Origin of the sequence: Lysinibacillus sp. CD3-6 (assembly GCF_006351725.2) — a bacterium.
In the GTDB taxonomy this organism is placed as follows: domain Bacteria; phylum Bacillota; class Bacilli; order Bacillales_A; family Planococcaceae; genus Lysinibacillus.
In genome coordinates this window covers 871,099-888,966 of the sequence record NZ_CP085880.1, presented here as the reverse complement: position 1 = coordinate 888,966, position 17,868 = coordinate 871,099, and the positions used below count along the sequence as shown (strand labels likewise).

At 37.6% G+C, this 17,868-nt stretch carries 29 protein-coding genes; 1 reads left to right on the top strand and 28 read right to left on the bottom strand.

The features are described 5' to 3' along the window. Positions 1–2 precede the first annotated feature (2 nt). From FH508_RS04080 to FH508_RS04035, 10 genes are all read right to left on the bottom strand, one after another. Positions 3–347: a phage head-tail connector protein gene (locus FH508_RS04080; RefSeq protein ID WP_173477996.1), complete on the bottom strand. Its 345-nt coding sequence runs from the start codon at positions 345–347 to the stop codon at positions 3–5. Beyond that, a complete protein-coding gene (locus FH508_RS04075; protein ID WP_173477997.1) occupies positions 301–606 on the bottom strand; it encodes a hypothetical protein in 306 nt (101 codons plus the stop codon). The genes FH508_RS04080 and FH508_RS04075 overlap by 47 nt, the downstream gene beginning before the upstream one ends. A gap of 57 nt (positions 607–663) precedes the next feature. Next, a complete protein-coding gene (locus FH508_RS04070; protein ID WP_173478124.1) occupies positions 664–1,584 on the bottom strand; it encodes a phage major capsid protein in 921 nt (306 codons plus the stop codon). Positions 1,585–1,668: 84 nt separating this feature from the next. Continuing rightward, on the bottom strand, positions 1,669–2,247 hold the full coding sequence (locus FH508_RS04065) for a DUF4355 domain-containing protein (protein ID WP_173477998.1): 579 nt from the start codon (positions 2,245–2,247) through the stop codon (positions 1,669–1,671). Positions 2,248–2,407: 160 nt separating this feature from the next. Further along, positions 2,408–2,575: a hypothetical protein gene (locus FH508_RS04060; RefSeq protein ID WP_228134380.1), complete on the bottom strand. Its 168-nt coding sequence runs from the start codon at positions 2,573–2,575 to the stop codon at positions 2,408–2,410. Position 2,576: 1 nt separating this feature from the next. Beyond that, positions 2,577–3,896 (bottom strand): DUF6883 domain-containing protein, encoded by a 1,320-nt coding sequence (locus FH508_RS04055; protein ID WP_173478000.1) that lies wholly within the window; start codon positions 3,894–3,896, stop codon positions 2,577–2,579. Further along, entirely contained in the window at positions 3,874–5,268 is a 1,395-nt protein-coding gene (locus FH508_RS04050; protein WP_173478001.1) for a phage portal protein, read from the bottom strand. The genes FH508_RS04055 and FH508_RS04050 overlap by 23 nt, the downstream gene beginning before the upstream one ends. Before the next feature lie 10 nt (positions 5,269–5,278). Then, positions 5,279–6,445: a PBSX family phage terminase large subunit gene (locus FH508_RS04045; RefSeq protein ID WP_173478125.1), complete on the bottom strand. Its 1,167-nt coding sequence runs from the start codon at positions 6,443–6,445 to the stop codon at positions 5,279–5,281. Positions 6,446–6,477: 32 nt separating this feature from the next. Further along, positions 6,478–7,266, bottom strand: a complete 789-nt coding sequence (locus FH508_RS04040; protein ID WP_173478002.1) for a hypothetical protein — start codon at positions 7,264–7,266, stop codon at positions 6,478–6,480. Between the two features lie 69 nt (positions 7,267–7,335). Then, on the bottom strand, positions 7,336–7,929 hold the full coding sequence (locus tag FH508_RS04035; RefSeq protein WP_173478003.1) for a hypothetical protein: 594 nt from the start codon (positions 7,927–7,929) through the stop codon (positions 7,336–7,338). A gap of 732 nt (positions 7,930–8,661) precedes the next feature. On the opposite strand from FH508_RS04035, the gene FH508_RS04030 reads away from it, so the two are divergent. After that, complete coding sequence (locus tag FH508_RS04030; protein ID WP_173478004.1) at positions 8,662–8,922, top strand: DUF7669 domain-containing protein; 261 nt, start codon at positions 8,662–8,664, stop codon at positions 8,920–8,922. 18 nt (positions 8,923–8,940) lie between these two features. On the opposite strand, the gene FH508_RS04025 is transcribed toward FH508_RS04030, so the two are convergent. From FH508_RS04025 to FH508_RS03945, 18 genes are all read right to left on the bottom strand, one after another. Then, positions 8,941–9,360, bottom strand: a complete 420-nt coding sequence (locus FH508_RS04025) for a hypothetical protein (protein ID WP_228134379.1) — start codon at positions 9,358–9,360, stop codon at positions 8,941–8,943. A 392-nt stretch (positions 9,361–9,752) separates the two neighbouring features. Beyond that, complete coding sequence (locus FH508_RS04020) at positions 9,753–9,956, bottom strand: hypothetical protein (RefSeq protein ID WP_173478005.1); 204 nt, start codon at positions 9,954–9,956, stop codon at positions 9,753–9,755. Positions 9,957–10,009: 53 nt separating this feature from the next. Continuing rightward, positions 10,010–10,330: a hypothetical protein gene (locus FH508_RS04015; RefSeq protein ID WP_173478006.1), complete on the bottom strand. Its 321-nt coding sequence runs from the start codon at positions 10,328–10,330 to the stop codon at positions 10,010–10,012. Between the two features lie 32 nt (positions 10,331–10,362). Further along, the gene (locus FH508_RS04010; RefSeq protein ID WP_173478007.1) at positions 10,363–10,674 is read right to left on the bottom strand and encodes a hypothetical protein; all 312 of its coding nucleotides are present in this window, start codon (positions 10,672–10,674) and stop codon (positions 10,363–10,365) included. Further along, entirely contained in the window at positions 10,659–11,081 is a 423-nt protein-coding gene (locus FH508_RS04005; protein ID WP_173478008.1) for a RusA family crossover junction endodeoxyribonuclease, read from the bottom strand. The genes FH508_RS04010 and FH508_RS04005 overlap by 16 nt, the downstream gene beginning before the upstream one ends. A 25-nt stretch (positions 11,082–11,106) precedes the next feature. Beyond that, positions 11,107–11,286 carry a helix-turn-helix domain-containing protein gene (locus tag FH508_RS04000; protein WP_173478009.1) on the bottom strand — a complete coding sequence of 60 codons (180 nt, stop codon included), beginning with the start codon at positions 11,284–11,286 and terminating at the stop codon, positions 11,107–11,109. A gap of 8 nt (positions 11,287–11,294) precedes the next feature. Next, positions 11,295–11,894, bottom strand: a complete 600-nt coding sequence (locus FH508_RS03995; RefSeq protein ID WP_173478010.1) for a dUTP diphosphatase — start codon at positions 11,892–11,894, stop codon at positions 11,295–11,297. Between the two features lie 49 nt (positions 11,895–11,943). Further along, positions 11,944–12,075 carry a hypothetical protein gene (locus FH508_RS23910; RefSeq protein WP_255639656.1) on the bottom strand — a complete coding sequence of 44 codons (132 nt, stop codon included), beginning with the start codon at positions 12,073–12,075 and terminating at the stop codon, positions 11,944–11,946. Positions 12,076–12,087: 12 nt separating this feature from the next. After that, entirely contained in the window at positions 12,088–12,594 is a 507-nt protein-coding gene (ssb, locus tag FH508_RS03990) for a single-stranded DNA-binding protein (RefSeq protein WP_173478011.1), read from the bottom strand. Next, positions 12,591–12,800, bottom strand: a complete 210-nt coding sequence (locus FH508_RS03985; RefSeq protein WP_173478012.1) for a hypothetical protein — start codon at positions 12,798–12,800, stop codon at positions 12,591–12,593. Before FH508_RS03985 ends, ssb begins: the two co-directional genes overlap by 4 nt. Beyond that, positions 12,800–13,159: a hypothetical protein gene (locus FH508_RS03980; protein ID WP_173478013.1), complete on the bottom strand. Its 360-nt coding sequence runs from the start codon at positions 13,157–13,159 to the stop codon at positions 12,800–12,802. The genes FH508_RS03985 and FH508_RS03980 overlap by 1 nt, the downstream gene beginning before the upstream one ends. Then, positions 13,152–13,703, bottom strand: coding sequence for a hypothetical protein (locus tag FH508_RS03975; protein WP_173478014.1), 552 nt, complete (start codon positions 13,701–13,703; stop codon positions 13,152–13,154). The genes FH508_RS03980 and FH508_RS03975 overlap by 8 nt, the downstream gene beginning before the upstream one ends. Positions 13,704–13,737: 34 nt before the next feature. Then, on the bottom strand, positions 13,738–14,562 hold the full coding sequence (locus FH508_RS03970; protein ID WP_228134378.1) for a DnaA ATPase domain-containing protein: 825 nt from the start codon (positions 14,560–14,562) through the stop codon (positions 13,738–13,740). Then, entirely contained in the window at positions 14,498–15,355 is an 858-nt protein-coding gene (locus FH508_RS03965) for a phage replisome organizer N-terminal domain-containing protein (RefSeq protein ID WP_139860333.1), read from the bottom strand. The genes FH508_RS03970 and FH508_RS03965 overlap by 65 nt, the downstream gene beginning before the upstream one ends. Before the next feature lie 15 nt (positions 15,356–15,370). Continuing rightward, entirely contained in the window at positions 15,371–16,018 is a 648-nt protein-coding gene (locus FH508_RS03960; RefSeq protein ID WP_139860335.1) for a hypothetical protein, read from the bottom strand. Between the two features lie 34 nt (positions 16,019–16,052). Continuing rightward, complete coding sequence (locus FH508_RS03955; RefSeq protein ID WP_139860337.1) at positions 16,053–16,754, bottom strand: MBL fold metallo-hydrolase; 702 nt, start codon at positions 16,752–16,754, stop codon at positions 16,053–16,055. Further along, a complete protein-coding gene (locus FH508_RS03950; protein WP_173478015.1) occupies positions 16,754–17,677 on the bottom strand; it encodes a RecT family recombinase in 924 nt (307 codons plus the stop codon). The genes FH508_RS03955 and FH508_RS03950 overlap by 1 nt, the downstream gene beginning before the upstream one ends. Then, complete coding sequence (locus FH508_RS03945) at positions 17,677–17,868, bottom strand: hypothetical protein (protein ID WP_173478016.1); 192 nt, start codon at positions 17,866–17,868, stop codon at positions 17,677–17,679. The genes FH508_RS03950 and FH508_RS03945 overlap by 1 nt, the downstream gene beginning before the upstream one ends.

The window sequence follows — 17,868 nt, the reverse complement described above, 5'->3', positions numbered from 1 at the left end:
CCTTAATAACCCCCAAACGGTCTGAAACGAAGCTTTCTAAGTCCTGCTGAACTAAGTTTTTTTATCAATGCATCGTTACGTTCCTCAGCACTATCAAAAGCCTGCGACATACCTGCTATTGATTCACTTTTGATACCTGTGTTTCCTTGTAATTCAAACAGAACATATTGAGCTACAATACCTTTAGCTATTGAAGGTAGTTTGATAACCCCATTAGCAATAAAAGATTGGTTACATACCCCTTGAACCCATTCGATTGCTTCATTAAGCTTTAACTTTAAATAAGCGTCAGTGGATTCGTCACTTTGATTCATTTGAATGAGTATCTTCAGTTCCGTTAGTTCCATTCATAACGCCCTCATCCCCTAAAATCAGTGCAATCAATTCCTTTTTTGTTGCACGTGATTTATATTCAATTTCTTCTTGATCTAGGAATTTTTTTAACGCTTCATTTTGCAACGCATCTAATTCTTCATAACTTAAACCATAAAGTTCAATGTGTTCCAATTCTTCGGTTATCTGAACATAACCGCGTGATGCGTAAAGAACCTCGTAAGCTTTCTCTGTCGCATTTATAACATGATCACCTTTTTTGTACTGCGGCATAAAGAGCCCTCCTTATTAAAATATAAAAAGGATGGAGCTTTTCCCCACCCTGTAGAATCATCCACCGACTGCTGCTTTAGGTACTAGGGCCGCAAAAGCATCTTCTTTTAACGTCATGAAGCCAATATGCATTGTTGCACGTAACGCAAACATATCTTGCTCGTAAAGATTAATTGGTTTGCCGTCAGCATCAACAATCGTTGATAACGTCGCCTCTTCTGATACCTTGTATTCAATCCCTTGTAAAATACCGTAACGAGCCATATCCCAATCACCAGCAAGCATTAAAGCTTTTGTTTTATCAAAGGATGCTTTTGAAACATATCCAATCGGTTGCCCTAATACTTGTGAAGGTGTGCCGCCTGTCGCGTCATTAAAGATAGGGTTGTTGTTCTGGTCTTTAGCTGCGCGTAAATCCTTACGGAATGATTTAATCGTAGTAAATCCATTAACATCATGATCAGCTTCTTCTAATAATCCAGCAACGTCGTTTAAGTCAAAGTAAAGGTTGGCACCTGTACCGTACTCAACAGATTGACCACTCGCTGTGATACGTTCAAAAACTGATACACCACTTGCATAAGGTGAACCTGTGCCAAATAATGCAGCTTGGTCAAACTTTTTATAAAATGCTTCTGCAATAGCTGGTTGCATTTGAGTAAAGAAATCACTTACTGTGAATTTTAAAAATTCTTTTGACACTGGGATGATTACAGCTAACTTCTTCGCTTCCATTACAGCTTTTAACCAAGTTGCTTTAGATGTTTGAATACGTTCAGTTTCTCCAACCCAGTAAGCGCCAGGACCTTCTGCTAAATAAGTAAATTCTTTTTTAGGCTTAGTCATTTCTTCGTACTTAGCTAATTGAGCCACTGCCGAATTTGCCATGAATTCTTTTAATACCAAAGTTCCTGATTCAGTTGGAATAGATCCTGTTTTTGCATCCTGTAATAAGATGTTGTTGGGAGTTGCAAACATTTGAATATCTAAATCAATATAAGGTGTAAAGCCATTCGGTAAAATACTAAATTGTTTGTTCATTATTGTTGTGCTCCTTCTCGTTTATTTTCGGATACTAGCTGCACTAGCTAATTCCGATAAGTTTGTTACTGTAGGACCGCCCTGTCCAGGTTTATCAATGTCGCGACCAGATTCTTTGAATTTGGCATCGACTTGCGCCTGAACAAACGTATCAAGTTCTGCTTTATATTCACCAAGCGTCACTTTCGTACTTTCCTCATCGTCAGCTAAAAAACGCTCGATGAATTTCGTTGGTAGACCTTGTTCGGTAGCGTACTCAATCGCTTTGGTTTTTAATGTCTCTCGTTCACGACCTTTACGTTCGTCCTCGATTTCTTTGCGAAGCTTTTCGATTTCAATTTGTTCAGGTGTTTTTTGAGGGTTACGTTTGCTTACTTCTTCCTCAATCAAAGCCTCAAGATTGTTCGATTTCCATGTTTCAAGTGCTTTGGTATGGTGCTTGTCGCGCTCAGACTCAAAGTCGCTTTTAACATCTCTATTAGTTTTCACAGCCAATGTTAAGTCGCCTTTTTCAAGCGATTCCTCTAAAACATGCTTTTCAATTGCAGTAACGTCACCAGCTTCAACTAATTCTTTCAATTTATCTAAATTAATTTTCATTGCATCCTCCAGTCCTCCGCACGCTATGCCCACGGAACACAATAGTATTTTGCCTTATTCGCTTTTATCCTCTGTTTAGGCTTTCGAGCATAATAAAAAGCCGTATTGCTACGGCTGTTCATCACAAAATAAAAACACTCAACCATTTTGGTTAAGTGTTCTATGCTTTAAAGATTATTTTCTTTATTTCGTCGCTTTTTAAAGATATCAGTTCATCATCATCCGACCTTTGAGCGTAATACAATGGTTCGGAATCATATTTTTCAATAATTGTAGCTTCAATGCCTGATTTCGTTAAAACAACGTCGTATTCTTTTGCTTCAATCATTCTAATCATCCTCCATTTTCTTTTTCGCTTTCTTTTCTTCGATGATATAAGCTGTAGTCAAAGTTGGCGTATCGGTATTATCCTTAACAATCCAACCTGTAAGAATAAATGCGCTTCTTCCAGATGGACCACTAATGTTCAATATCGATTCATACGTTTCACCATGACCATTATGCCCTTTTGAATTAGTAAATGAATCAGGTAATTGCTTCATGATCGTATCTTTCAAATGTTTCCAGTTGCTCTGATTATACCCCAATAAGTCATCAAATAAAACAGCTTTAGGTCCACCTGTAGGATGGTTTTTATCGAGTGCGTAATAAGTAAGCTTTTGATCAATAAATTTCGCATTCTTAATATTTGGAATTACATTACTTGCTCTTTTTTTAACCTCAGTTGATGAAGATGAATCGTTGTCCATTGCATTCTTAAAATCTTCAAAGGTTCGCTTCGCTAAATCGTCATTCGTTTGCCCTTGTACATCCTCTATTTCGTAAACAAGTAAGCAGCGACAATTAATATCATGATGCGCATATCCTGTGTTACCTGGTGCAATACCACTTTCACCATTCCCTAAGTCAAATAAATCATCTACAGGTATTTGCATACCATCCATCTTAATGTGATTCGCCTTTGATTTTTTACGAACGCGACTATCTTTCATGTTTCGCCATTTCTTTAACATGAGAATGCCTTTTTGATTAGCTCGTTTAGCGCTATCTAATGCTCCTTGTTCTCTTACTCGATGCGTTTCAGTACGTGCCACTCTAATAGCCTTCTCATAATCACCCTCAAATGTACCTTTTAATGACTCAGCCATATCTTTGTAACTAGAACCTCTCACAAGGCTCTGAGTAACGTCCTGTTGAATCTTATAGATTATGTCACTCCGATTCTTTTCAAGTGTCTGGGATAAAGTTAAGCCTTTTACAGGATTATCTAAAGCTGCTCTTATCTGTTCAACCTTTAGAGAACTATATTGCAAGTTCCTTCGAGCCTCGTTTTCAATAGCCCATCCCATCCACGAATATGAATAGACATATGATTCTGCTAAATGAGTTGAGATACTGTTTTGTACCTCTATAGACATCGTATCAACATGCTCATTGAGCGAATCAATGAATTTCTTTAATCGATCATACTTAATCATGCTTTCGTAAGTAAGTACGCCATCATCTTCATAGTCAGCGTAAATCTTGCCTAACTCTCCAAGCGCTACATTTACTAATTGGCGATAATAAAAGCGGATAGAGCCCTCAATCTTCTTGAGTTCTTTATCCGCCCAATCTTCCAGCTTCTCACTGTACTTTTCGAGATCCATCTTCGTCACCACCATCATCTTTAAATAATGGTTCTATTCCATCTCGCTCTAATTCCCTTTGTTCCATCTCATAGTCCACATCATCAACTATCGATAGCGTAGACAGCGCTGTTTTTTGTGATGTTATCGCCATTAACGTTGTGGCCGTTTGAGCCTCCTCTAATAAATTAGCAGGAACATTACGACGGAAACTAAACCAAAGCTTCAAATAATCTTCATTAGAGCAAATGCCCTTCTTTGCCCATGCGCTACAAATTACCTTGAATTGATAACGTAAAGCAGCAGTCATTTTGCGCTCCATCGTTACACACTTGTTTTCAAGTGACATTAGCTTGTATTTCATAGCAACACCTGACGCATTGTTAGAGAATGATTCATCACTGAAATTGACTGACTTCGCTAAACGCAAGATGTTAGCTTCCAGACGATCTAAATGATTTTCAATCATGGTGTCGTTAATATCCTTTGTTAAATAACGAACATCATCATCCTTTTCAAACAACTCAAAGACGCCTGACTTTTTAATATCCGCAATGGTTTCAGCATCAGCACCTAAACCTTTTAAAATTAGGTATGCTAAACGGTACTGCTCAATTTCATTGGACGCATCTGATAACGTACGGTCATAAGCATCAATAAGCGCGAATACTTTCTCTGCATCTGCCATAAGTTCCTCATTGTTAGGCAACCCCCATAATGGACAGTAATCGAAAGTGTGAAGCTTTCCTTCTCCCACTAGAGGTAGGCCGTTTTCACCTGTTTCAAATACATAAAAATAAGCGTTGTTGTAAAACTCGACACGCTGTTTGTTATCATCAATATCAAAATAACGAATGGCAAATTCCGGCTCTGTATAATCTGTTGATGAAATGATAATCGTTTCCCAAGGGTCAATATTAACAATGCGTTCTTTACCCTCTTTGTCGATATAAGCCATCCGAGCGCTGTAACCGCATATTGCAGCCTTCTTGCCCCACTCGCTATCTTTATCCTCAACATTATTACGTAACCGAAAGTCATTTACTTCGTCTTTCATTTTAACTAAACTATCTCTCGACTTTTCTTCAATTTCATAACCAATCGGATGACCAAACATATAACCTACTTTTGTATCTACTATTTCAGCATCAAACGCATTGTTTAGACGGTTGTTTACTTTGTTATCGATACGTTTTATAGCCCCTGTTTCAAATTCGTCATAATCGACCGCCTCACGCTTTAAAATAGGCACACCCTCAACAGATGCTTTATAACGCTCATAAAATAATATGCGTTTTTCTTTATCTGCTTTATGTTCATTAATTACTTTTGTTATTAATTGTGGGTCAGCTCCTTGTTTTCGAAACTGATTCAAATATTTATAAGTATTCATTCAATCACCCCTAGCCTTTTCGACGTTGTGGTTTCAATTCTGTATAGATTGCATACCTTAATGCATCGAGCACATCATCCCACAGTTTTATTGGATCACCCGTTGTTTCATTCCATACATAAAGATATATTTCTTTATCAAATCGATTCACATTTTCTCGAACAACATACAATTTGTTTTGTTTGAATAACCTTGCAACTTCTTCAATTCCTGCAACTACTTTTTTATCTGCGTTTAAAGCACGTATTCTTTCTCTTCTAAATCGAACAACATGCTCTGGACGCGCGCTATCACAGTAAAAGTTTATATTGCCGTAACGGTCTTTAATGTCCTTAGCTACGGTTACCCAATAATCAATCTCTTCATGTTGCTTTGCATGCTCTTCAATCAAATACACGTTATCCTTGTCGTCAATGCCCATCACTACAATAGAACCGTGGTGATCATACCCCCAGTCAACACCAGCGAAATATTTCGTAATATTCACTGATTCGATATTCTCTCTCGAAATGTAATGTGTATCTTTATTGAAGTCTTTATAAATTACACCTTCAGCAGCTACCCATTGTCCATGAATGTCGCGATCAGTAAACATCCCTGTCGGAGTTGAAGCAATAATTGACTCAACGTATTCAGGGTCAAGGAAGATATTATCGAACAACGTAAAATGGAATGCTCTGATATTTAAACGGCCGTTATCTAACATTTGACCATCTTTATCAATGTAATCTGTTTTTACGCTATGCGCTGGATTCTCAGGGTTAGTATCTATCAATATACGAGCTCCTTTATATGAGCAACGTGAGATAACTTCTTTTACGAATGAATCATGAAGCGCTGTGCCCTCATTGAGTAGTGCTCCAGCAGCAGTGAAACCACGCACCTTTTTCCATGCATCAGAATTAGCGCCGTCAAAACAATATATTTTATTGCCAAAAACAGAAACTGCATTCGATTTATTAAGCTTTAACTCTTTACCTAGAATGACTTCCATATCGTTTAATATGTTACGTCTAATACTCGCTTGAGTAGCCCCGCCCATAATGAATGACAATCCTTGCCCTTCGTATTTAGCAATGTGCATTAAAAAAAGCAGAATAAACACGAATGTTTTCCCTGCACGTTTCGCGCCACTGGCGAGCAGTATTTTAGGTCTTTCTTGAATAAAAGAATCCATAACCTCTTTTTGCTTCGGTGTAAGTTCGGCCACTAATCATCACCTGCCATTTTACGAAGCATCTTAGCGATTTCACTTTCTTGAGCATTTGTATCGCCTTGCTCAATTTTGCTAATTTCAGCTTTTGTCTTATCAATATTCAACTGCATCTGCTCAAGTTTAAGCCTACGCTCATCATCCTCGGTTGTAAGGTCCATGAACTGCTTAACCAAGTTACGATGTTCAGCGAACGCCCTTGTTTGAGCTTTGATGTAAGACTCGTAGCGTTCGTGAGCGTAGATAACTTTGTAATCTGTCTTGCTGATGCTCTCGCCTTCCATCTCGCCACTAACTTCTTTCAAATGGTCAAACGGATCTTCTACCCACATTATCTTTTGAGCACGGATGATAGCTGAGAAGCTTAATTCGATTTGCAACCACAGTTGGTCAACGACATCGAAGTCCTGCAAAGCTTCCATGATTTCAATTTGCTCATCGTAAAGGAACTTACTACGCAAGCCATGTATCATAGCAGCCCTGTTCCGTTTGGTGAACTGATTCGGTGGATTAGGATTGCCACTTCGTTTCTTCACTCGCCCATCCTTCTTAGGCGGTGCATCCTGTATCACTTCATGGTTACTCGGTTCGGTTGCATCCTTACTAGAAATAGTTGCAACCTTCGCTGTTTTGATTGCATCCTTTTCAGTTGCATCCCTCGACCATTTCTCTCGGCTTTTTCGGCTTTTTAATGTACCAAGTTTTATTCCATGCTTTTCAGCAAGATCAGCAAGTGTAATCTTTGTGATTTCCCACTCTTTCTGTATTTCATCCCAATTAGCCATATCTCATAATCACCACCACCCCTATTTCTTTAATTAAAAAAGGGTAAGGATTATCGATTTAGATAACCCTTACCTTTTTATTAGATACTTTTGTATGTTTTCAGTTATTAAAATAAATCTCTCAACGTCTTTTAAACTTAATGTAATTAATTCATTCCCTAAAGAATGAGCAGATTTAATATTTAGTCTATCAATACTATCAACTGATTCTTTTTCTATAATACCACTATTATGAATTAATACATTTCTTATTTTATTCCAGTGAGGTAACTCCTGGTAATAATTATTATTTTTCACTTCGATACCAACAACTCTATCTAAATAGTTCAACGCTCCTATAATTCCATCGCCTTTTAAATCACTGAATTTTAACCGCAAATTCAAAGTTTCTTTGTATGCTTTACATAAATTAATTAGGAAGTACTCAAAATCGCTATATAGAGTTAAAAATATTGCATTTGCTACTTTCGGAATAACTAAATATTTAATTTCTAATTTTTTATTTTCATCACCAATTAATTCATTATTAGCTTCTTGATTTTCAATAAATTGTATTACCATGGAAGATAAATAATTTTTAGAATAAAAATCATGGAATGCACTATATACACTTCCGGTTTCTTCATATTTTTCGATTAACATGTCATGTATTTCTTCGGTCACAAATATCCCTCCCAGTTTATCTTAATCTTAGAGACGACAAATAGGAAGAACTTTCTACTAACTTCACTTTCAAAACCACACCAAACTCTACCCTCTCGACACAAAGCGTTTTGGCTGTTTGATGCAGTTTTCAAAGCAAAATAAAAACCCCTCGAATCCGCTCAAGGGGTCTTGCATTCGTCTATTATTCTATTTGTGGTAAAACTGTCGATTTAGCTCACTTCTAGCAACCGTGGCAGAGCTTCTTCCCCACGTTAATTATTGTATCGAATTGTTTTCGTGCATTTCCGTGCACGTTTAGTATGTTTGACTGATCAAAATGGAAAGTGGACGAAGTTCACATAATAACCACTCCTTATTCCGATTTTTAGCCCTTTATATTAATTAAGATACCTAATCTTTTTAAATATATGGGCCGGCCATGTATGTCTTGCCTCGAACAAGTTTATGAGGCGCTGGTCGGTCGTCGGTCTGTCTTTCCCTAATATTTAGGTTTTTATAAATACCAAGGGAAGAAACATTTACCTGCCCGACCTCCCCTTTAGTTTACATCGCACCCTATCCAAAATGATACGTTTGGAACATCTGGAACATTTGTAACACTTGGCACATTTGTAACATCTGTAACACCTATACTTCTAATCACATCACACGAATCACACCTCTTCAATTACTTACGCATTCCTTAATAATCTGTTAAATTAATCTCAAATACATTAAGAGGTGATCAAAATGCTAACTGAAAAGATAACATGTAGAGATGAACTTCTAAATGCCTTCAAAAACTTAATAGCTTCAACTGGAAAGAAAGAATTTTCTATACAAGAAATAAAGGACTACATGCTTCGAAATGGTTCTATTTCTACTGAAAAGACAATTGAAGCTCATGTTCGTTACCGATGTTGCGCTAATGCTAAAAAACGTTACCATGCAACTAACTATGATGATTTAATTAGACTTGAAAGTGGCTTGTACTCGTTGTTTACTAGATGAAATGAAGCAACCCGAAGGTCACTTCATCATCAGATCAATAACTCGTTCTCGTACTCGTTGTACGCTTGTATGGCTCATATTAAGCTTTGCACCAATCCAACGGAAAGGCATGCCCTCTAACAACCAATAAAGCACTTCTTGCTCTATGTCGCCAGCTACCTTGCTTGTTAAATTTTGAACCATAAGTAGTTCGTCTTTAATCTTGTTAATTCGTACTTCGCGCGCTGCTCTAATTTGTACATGTGCATGGACTGGATCACTTGTGCCACCAACTGCTTTTGGCATTGTTGCTTCAATTCCATATTGCGCAGTAGATGCAGCAGCTGTTAATGAATCAAGCTCATCCTTCATTCTCATGTACTTACACATGTTGTCGTGATACTTCTTGATTGCCTTGTCTAGTTGGTAGCGATTTAATTCTGTTCTCTCTTTTAACATAGTTTTGCCCCCTATGATATAATGCTTATATGACTAAGCCATCAAAGGGCATAAACCAATTCGAGCTGTAGCGTGTGACGACGCTGCGGCTTTTTTTATAATTAAAAAGAGTAAATGATAGAAAAGCATTCAATATTGGATATATAATGTAATTAGATATGCTTTAAGGGACCAGTCGGTCAAAGACCAGAGCTAGTAACCTTACTTGTGTTGTTAATAACATTACAGTTGCTTTTAGTAGCAAAAATGAATCGGGTGGTGGTTGATATGAAAAATAACTTATTGTATGAATGTTTAGTACTTGTTGTTGGTCATTTAGCCGCTATGTGCGGCTCAGCTGTAGTAACGGTTGCTCTGGCCCCTTAAGGTATATCGTTTAATCCTCAAAGTGTTCAGCAACTAACTACTTTTAAATGCGGATTAATTTCGCAAACATCTAAAGGTAGCCAACCAAACGTATCTTCTTCATATTCGATTTTTGCAAAGCTATATGGTGAGATAGCTAAAACTTCAAATGTTTTACCAATCAAACCATAACGATACCACCAATTAAGGTCGTGTGTTTTCTTTGTAATTTTTACAAATCTCGGTTTCATTAAAAATCACCTACTGCACAAAATCTTTCAAGTGCGCATTCTTCTCGAAATGTTTAGTACCAGTGTTCTGCTGCCGCATCTCTTTGTTCTTGAATGATTTTTTGATAAGATTCTTTATCCACAACCGTTCCTTTAATTAGCTCACAGTCCTTAAAGTTTTCGAAGTTATTCCCAAATAGATGATAAATGCTATCAGCTTCTTGATTCTCTTCATCATAAATACCAGGACATTCTTCTTCATAAGTGTAAAGACCATTATCGTTTTCAAACCATTGTGGTGAAAATTTTACAATTTGATTTATAAGTTCTTCTCGTCCATGTTCTTTACACCATTTTTCTCCAAATTTCACACTATCTCCACGCTCAAAATTCATTATTTTTCCCTCCATTTACTGTGCAATATCTTTCAACCATTACACAGCACTAATTCTTTTATCTTTTTAAAATCCTCAAACCAATCATCATAATCACCATCTAACCTCTTACCGATTAATCCATGTTTCCTTGGTTTAATTACTCCTAACAACTCCAAATCTATAGCAATTAGAGCAGCACTAACCTTATGAATATTCAACTTGCGATAAATCAAATTAATAGAGAAATCAGCTTCCCACATACCAATGAATTTTTCGATCTGTTCATGCGTGAAATCCAGTTGCAACATTTCGTGTTCTGGTTGCGAGAATAAAATGTATCTTCCTTTTACTTTTCGCCCCATTCAATCGTCACCTCTGCCCTTGGATTATCCGAATACAACTTACGAACAAACAACTCCGTCACTTGGCTATCGTCATGCCATACAACCTTACTAAGGCCATCTTTTATGCCCTTTGCTAAGTTGTCGATGTCTGGCTTAGTTGTAGGTCTTAACTCTCCATCTACAGCTTGCTGATGCTTCTTTTTGCTAAATGATTTAGGTATCTTGCGATAAACATCAATTCGTAGCCTTATTTCCTCGGTAATAAGTGCATCTGGCGCAACCTGTGAGGCTACCAATCTCACGAATGATTTATAGTCTTTGGATTCTTTCGGATCACGTACAGACACGTTATTTCCAAACCTTGAAAACTTCGGTCGCTGTTGTGCCTGCACATCTCCTGGTATTTCAATTTTGAGTACGTTCATGTTTGCCCTCCTGTCGGCACCCTATTTAATCCTCAAGTTTAATGAGCTGTAATCTATTATTCACTTCACTTTTAGCGCGTCTTTGATAAACCTTCGACATGTAAAACTGTATTGTTTTTGGCTTAACACCACGTTCCTCGGCTATTTCCTCAACCGTTCCTATTGCTACCATCTGTTCACCTTTGAAGAGTGCATATTCTTTCATACAGCACCTCAATACCCAGCGTTTTGACGCTCATGGTTGACCTTGTTCTTAGCGTAGTAGGCTTCTTGGACCTGTTCCCATGTGAAGCCAAGTAATTGACCCAACTGAACAAAGTTACTGAAAATGTTTTTATAAGAACTTTCGGTATTTTCAGGATCGTGATAATCCGCCCAATATAAGTCACACGTATGTGTCAAAACTTCTACAAACATTTCGTTTATTTCGGTTTCCCCAGCGTGTAATTCTCTTATCAGAGAATTTGATCTATCGTTTAACTCCAATTCCAACCCAATACTCAAAATGAAATGCAAGCAGTCAACGTATTCCTCAAGAAGTGGGTTTCTTACTTCGCCAATATCTTTTCTTTCAATCCAATTGGGATTATCAGTTGGTACATCAACATAATGTGTTTCTTTTTTGTAAATTCTCGGCTCCTGGTCCTTACTCCACTTCTTAAACCCACGCCATTCATTCGCGCATTCACCAAGCTCAACCTGTAGTGCTAACAGCTTCCAATCAAGATTGTTTTGTCCTCGTAACTCCGAATGCTCTTGCATGATGTGCTCGTCCAACGCTGCCTGTGTATCAAATAATTTTGTTAAGTTCATTTTTACGCTCCTTTGCTAGCCACTTTTTCTCTACTAAAATTTGATATGGTTATTTTTCATTTTCATAAAACTTAACCGTGCTGATGGGTACATAAGCTGCATGCTCTTGAAATTTAATTTGCTTTTGTAATTCTCTCAGTGTTTTGCCGTACAAGATTTTGCGTTTTTGTGTATTTGACATATAAATCACTCCTTAGAAAGGCAAATCTGATTCATCGACCTCTATCGGTGCCTTTGTATTAGCAAATGGATCTTCATCCACTCTCGTATAACTTGGCTGGTTATTATTACCGCCATAATTGCCCTGTGGTGGGATTTGATTCGTTCCACCTGTATTTGTACTAGATTGATAGTTTGGCGTGTTCTGAGCGCCTCCTGTGCTGTTTCTTGGCTCTAAGAATTGGATGCTGTCTGCTACAACATCAGTTGTAAAAACGCGCTTACCATCCTGCCCTTCATAGCTGCCTGTTTGGATACGTCCTTCAACTCCAATTAAATTACCTTTCTTCATGAAATTAGCTAGATTCTCAGCTTGTTTACGCCATGCCATACATGGGATGAAATCTGCCTGTTGCTCACCTTCGTTTTTGAATGGTCTGTTAACTGCCACTGTAAAGCGACATGATGCAATGCCGTTCGGTGTATATCGAAGCTCAGGATCTTTTGTAAGTCGACCAACAATAACGACTCGGTTAATCATGCAATCATTTCCTTTCTCTGTTCTGGATAGTAAACTGTTGCTGCATCAAATCGACTATAAAAATCCCCATCCGTTTGATGACGCTCTAGCATGTCTTGGATAGCTTGCTCATCATCACAAAATGTTCTGTGTTCTGCTTGATCATCTTTGCGCCAAATGATAATTGCATATGGTATAACTCCAAAACCTATATATACTGGATTCATCACTCATTCACTCCTTCGATTTTCAAGTTAAGTAAATTTAAAGTTGTAATTATTCCGTCGCAGACACCTTCATTAAAGGCTTTATTTGAAACAGATTTTTGAGTCTTAATATTTTGTTTAGAATTGAGATATATTTCTGCAATATCCTCTTCTGGAGTTACATCGAATACCTCATATCCACCAGTAATTAAAGCCAACAAAGTAAACCAATCAATATCTTTTAAAACACAATTCGTCTTATGCGCTAGGATCTTTTCAGACCATTCGTAAACTACCGCTAATGAATTGCCTTCATGTTTGTCTAATAGTTCTTGGTAAGCCTCAGCAACCTTATGACTAACCTTCACTTTTTCAGCCATTCGTTACCCCCTTCTTCACCTGTACTGATTCCCAATCAAACGACATCAAGATGTTGATTAATTGCGCTACTTTCGGTGCTCGCCAGGCTGTCATTGCGTATGTGTGAGCTTTTTTCGAATAATGATAGTGATTTAGTTCAATATGGCGTTTAGCTTCTTCTTTGGTAAGGAACATCGTATTTGGTGCAATGAAACTAACTTCTCTTTGAGGAACTAAATATGCATCTCCATCAATGAATTTTTGGAACCATTCCAATACATCGTCATCATCCATAATGCTAAAATCCTCTAAAATCTCAGCTGCATCACCTTTTAGATCATGGTTGTCGATTAAATCCTTAATTGTTTCTTCTTCCATTGAATAATCCTCGCAATTACTCGGTGAATAAATTACCCAGTACTCTGCATGTTCATCCCAACACGGTTCTTTCTTATAATCCATAACAGTCCAAAATCTAGGCGAAGCTTGTGAATCATAATCATGTTCATCTTCCCATTTCATTTGAGCTTGTAATTCCTTCAAAAACTGAATGTCTGTGTTCATCCCTTCACCCTCCAATCAAGGGGCTGTGCGCCCCTCAATGATTTAAAATCGCATCAAATTTACTCATTCGCCCTTTGGCTATCTCTCGACGATAACTAGTAGCCTTGTTTTCAATTGGCTGTGACATCTCGACTAAACGGTCACAAGCACGCTTTCCTATTTGCTCTGGCAACTGTTTCGGATTTAAGTTTGATGTCGCTAAAATCGGTCTCTCACGACGACAACGAGCATCAAATATTTCGAATACGGTTTCCTGCACCCAATCGCTTGTTTTTTCAGCACCAAGATCATCGATAATAAGTAGGTCACATATAACAAGCGCTTTCATAATCTGCTGTTCACTTTCATTATTGTTGCGATTGAAAGTAGCCTTAATTTTGCTTAGTAGTTCCGGCATTGATACGAATACGATTACCTTTCCTTGTGCAACTAAGTAATTGTGTATAGCAGCTGCTAAATGAGTTTTACCGTTCCCGACATCACCCCAGAGCATGATTGAATCACAACCATATTCCTCAAAATGTTCCGCATAGTGCTTGGCTACTTTGAATGCATTTTCAGCACCTTGACGCATAAGGAAATTCTCGAAACTAACATTCAAGTATTTCTGGCCTATATTGCTAATGGAAAATAAGTTACGAACCTCGTTTTCTTCTTTCGCTCGTACCAAGCGTTCAACCTCAGCCTTTTTAATGTCCTGTTCACATTGGCATACAGGCTGCACCCAACGAGTTCTTCCCAGGACTTCAACCGAAATTGCCTTTACCTCATTTCCACAATGTTCGCAAATTTCACTAGAGTGAGAGGTTGTCGTATTCGTTGTTACTAGGTCGTTCATAACCTTGGCTAATGGTTGCATTCTGCGCTGCCTCCTTCTGTTGTAAAAGTTCGTATGATAGGACGCCTTCATGCTTCCAATTTCGTAATGTACCTAATGCATATTTTTCTTTAGCTTTTACACGACCATCTGCTAGCGATCTATTAAATGCTTCGATAATTAAATCTGCATCGTAGTAAGTTTCTAAGTAGAAATTAATATCTTCTCTTAGTTGTTCACTTGCGAAACGATTTAATCTTGTTGTAAAGAAAGTGAATAATTTTTGAGATGCAACCGACGACTGACTAACTGTCTGTTGTATGTCTTTATCTATATCTAAGTCTTTATCTAGTCTTGTCTTAGTCTGTTCTGTTTCGTTACTTTGCGTTACTGTAACGTTACATGTAGCGTTATCTTCATTTTTAGGTAATGGTAAAGCTTGTTCAGCCTTCTTTTTCTCACGATGTTTCGCCACTCTAGCTGCTGTTTGAAGTCTGATTTTCTCCATTCCATCAACGTTTTGATGCTTCTCCCAGTTGTGTATACGGATGATTTCGTTTTCATCAACTTCTACCATGCCGTATCTTTTAAATGCCTCTAATGCCAATCTGACAGTGTTTAACGGTCGATCAAATATTACTGCCATTTCTTCAATATTCATTGGAATGTTTTCGCTTAACATAATGTATCCATTGCAGTTTGCTTTGCCCGCAGCTGCTAATAACTTCACCCAAATGACCAAGATTGTATCGCCCTCTGGTAGCTTCTCAATCAAACGGATTTTTGTGTTATCAAACATATCTGTACGTAGCTTAATCCAAGTGATTTCAGCCATTTGCCCTCGTCCCTCCTAAAAAACTCTGCGTGGTAAAACCCCTATAGTCATTTCTTCGTTTTCCAAAATAAAAATCCTTAATGCCCCTTGGTTATAAACAGTGATATTTTCATCTGAAGAAAATTTTATAAATGCTTCAAAAGCATCTAATAAGTAGGAAGGTGTGAATGAAAGTGTATTATCAGTATCTTTGTGCTGATTAATATCAAATTCAAAACCATCTAATTTTAAGTGAATGCCAGGTACTGAAAATTCAATAGATTCGTTTGTAAAAGTAAATTTCATAGTTGAAAATTTGTTTGCCTTAATAAATTTAATTGCAGGTATAAGTTGCAAAGCATTTTCTTTAGATAACTGGAACGAAGATTGAGGTGGCTCTCCAACTTTTAATAACCCACCTAGTTCTGGATAGTTGTAACCTTTCATTAAATCCAATGTTTTATAGTTCAACAATAATTCTTCTTTGTAAGAATGAATGTTCTTCAAGATAATTGCTCGATGACTATCTGTAGCATGGATCTCACCGTTTTTTCGTAAAGCCACATAAGTTAATGCTGGTCTAGCTTGTGATGTAGATACAAATTTTTTCGCTACATCTATTGCTGGCGTTAATCTTTCTCGCCCAACTACTTCAAGTTCATTACTTTTTAATGCTATTGCCATGTTTTTCGCCCTCCATATTTTCAATATTCTAAAATCAAGGAATATAAATCATCTTGCCTGTTACCCTTGCTACTGCTTTAAAAATGCGCTCCACGTTGCTATTGCCATCCGATAAATGCAGTAAATGTATTTCTTCGACCTTTGATAAGTCGTTAGCTCTAAAGAACTCTAAAAGGTTTTCTAAGCTAAAATGTGACTTCATAACCCTTTTACGCATTGCTGGATGTATTCGGCCACTCTCTACGTTGTCATCTAATGTTTGTTGGTCATAATTACACTCAATCATGATGTGTGTTAAACCTGTAAATCGGTATTTCACATAGTAAGTATCCGTTGCAAATAACATCTTGCTACCGTTATCTGACTGCAATAAGAACCCTAACGGCTCATTTACATCATGCTGCACATCAAACGGCAATATCGTCCACGTACCTACTCTAAATTGTTGCTTGCTTTCGACTGTAACAATACGGTGATGCTGTATCTGTAAAGCCTCTTGAGTTCCTTTTGACATGTAAACATCTAACCCTCGATTTAACACCGATTCCACGCCTTTACAGTGGTCTTTGTGCTCATGGGTAACAAAGACACCACCAAGGCTTGAAGTCTCGAAATTAAGTCCCTGCTGTATCTGTTTGAAGCTGATACCACACTCTAGGAGTAGAGGGGTGCTACCATCTGTAATGTGATAGCAATTCCCCTTACTTCCTGTTGCTAGAGTTTTGATTTCAATCATTAGAAACCTGGACCATCAGTAAATGATGCTTGCTGTTGCTGTACTGGCTTTTTAGTTTCAACAACTACTGTTGCCTCAACTTTTTCAGCAGGTTCATTAGTAAAATCAATTACTTCTGAGTTAGCATTTTGTTCAATTTCTCGCTTCACTTCTTCAATGTCACCCATATCTTTGACTGTTGGCTCAAACTCATTTTCAGTTGTGCGATTAACAGATTCTATTAATAGATCACTATCATCGGATGTATTAATAAAGGCTTTCGAAGCACGGTTGATAACTGTACGTTTCGCCATTTCTTGCGGATACTTATTTTGGACATTTTGCGTTTTAGCTGTTGACCATGCTGTTGCAATTTCATCCATTGTCATAACCGTTAAGAACTGTTTGCCGTCCTCGCGCTCAATAATGCAATAAGCACCTTCGATATCCTCTTTTTTACCTGTGGCAGCTTTCCAATTTACTTTGTGAGCTTTGAAAGCTAGTTGACCTCGTTCGTTATATTCGACCTCAAACTCTTCGCCTTTCCAGATAACGTTTGCCCAAATATCTTTTACGCCATTCAATCTTTTAAGGACTGCTTGGGTACCATGATAAGAGCGTAAGAACTGCAATTTGTCACCGTATGGCACGAAATAACCCTGCTTTTTAGCTACAGATAACCCTTGGATTGCCATGTCTTGGAGAGCAAAGGCTACTGATTCAGGAGTTACTTTATCAATCAATGCTTTGTCACTACCGAAATCTACGGCTGTCAGCGTGAAATAAGCTGCTTGTAAGGCATTAACTGCAGAATAGTTATCTGGCAAGTTAATTTGACCTTGTTGTTTCATTTCCTCAATCTTTTTCGCTACTTGTGTAACAAAAGCGTTTTGTTTTTCTTTTGGAGCTACTTGGTTTTGTTGTTGTGCTAATTGATTTGTCATTAATGAACATCCCCTTTAACCTTCGATAATTGGTTTTCGCCAACAAAAACTGGTTCATTTAAATCATCTAAAAATACTGCATACTCCATACCAGGCTCTCTAAAATCGTTGTAATTATAAATTGTCCCTGTGTATGTTTCAGTGCCATCATTATTTGTAACTTTCACTTTCTCTCCCACATCGAAAGTCAT